This is a genomic window from Vibrio sp. Vb1554 (genome assembly GCF_033344235.1).
Map to the genome: position 1 here is coordinate 1 of NZ_JAWPOJ010000402.1, position 1,092 is coordinate 1,092.

Genomic DNA, 1,092 nt, shown 5'->3' on the forward strand with positions numbered 1-1,092 from the left:
GTATGACGGGCGGTTTTGCTTACGTGTTGGATGAAAATCAAGACTTCCAAGGTCGTGTAAACAACGAATCGGTGGAAGCCATTTCACTGTCGGATCTATACATCCACCAAGAGCACTTGCGCGGCCTAATTGCGGAGCATCTCGAAGAGACTGGCTCTAGCCATGCAGAACATATTTTGGCGAACTTTGACGAATGGATTCCGAAGTTCTACTTGGTGAAACCTCAAGCGGCTGACTTAAACACGCTACTTGGTCACCAAAGCCGCAGCGCTGCTGAACTGCGCGTTCAAGCCCAATAAATCATGGAGGATGTTTGAATCATGAGTCAGAACGTTTACCAATTTATCGATGTTCAACGCGTAGATCCGGCGAAAAAACCAATTAAGATTCGTAAGATTGAGTTTGTTGAAATCTACGAGCCGTTCACGAAACAACAAGCAACGGCGCAAGCCGATCGCTGTTTGGATTGCGGTAACCCATATTGTGAATGGAAGTGCCCCGTCCATAACTACATTCCTCAGTGGCTAAAACTGGCGAATGAAGGCCGAATTTTAGAAGCCGTGGAACTTTCACACCAAACCAACAGCTTGCCTGAAGTGTGTGGCCGTGTGTGTCCGCAAGACCGTTTGTGTGAGGGTTCGTGCACACTAAATGATGATTTTGGTGCAGTCACGATAGGTAACATTGAAAAGTACATCACCGACAAAGCCTTTGAAATGGGCTGGAAACCTGACATGTCCAAAGTGGAGTGGACGGATAAAAAGGTGGCAATCATCGGCGCTGGCCCTGCTGGTTTGGCAGCAGCAGACATTTTAGTTCGCAACGGTGTAAAACCTGTGGTGTTTGACCGTTACCCAGAGATTGGTGGCCTACTTACCTTTGGTATTCCTTCTTTCAAATTGGAAAAAGGGGTCATGGAAAATCGTCGTCGGGTATTTACCGAAATGGGCGTTGAGTTCCGCATGAATGTGGAAGTCGGCCAAGATGTGCAGATGCAAGAACTGCTTGATGAATACGATGCGGTTTTCTTAGGTGTGGGCACATACAAATACATGCGCGCCGGTTTGGAAAATGAAGACGCGCCGGGCGTTT

General features: G+C 47.6%; 2 protein-coding genes. Both read left to right on the forward strand.

Translation table 11 applies throughout. The features are described 5' to 3' along the window. Positions 1-299 (forward strand): hypothetical protein (locus tag R8N28_RS26615; RefSeq protein ID WP_318183841.1); only part of this gene is annotated, 299 nt, incomplete at its 5' end. 21 nt (positions 300-320) lie between these two features. Next, a partial coding sequence (locus R8N28_RS26620; protein WP_318183842.1) for an FAD-dependent oxidoreductase occupies positions 321-1,092 on the forward strand: 772 nt, incomplete at its 3' end.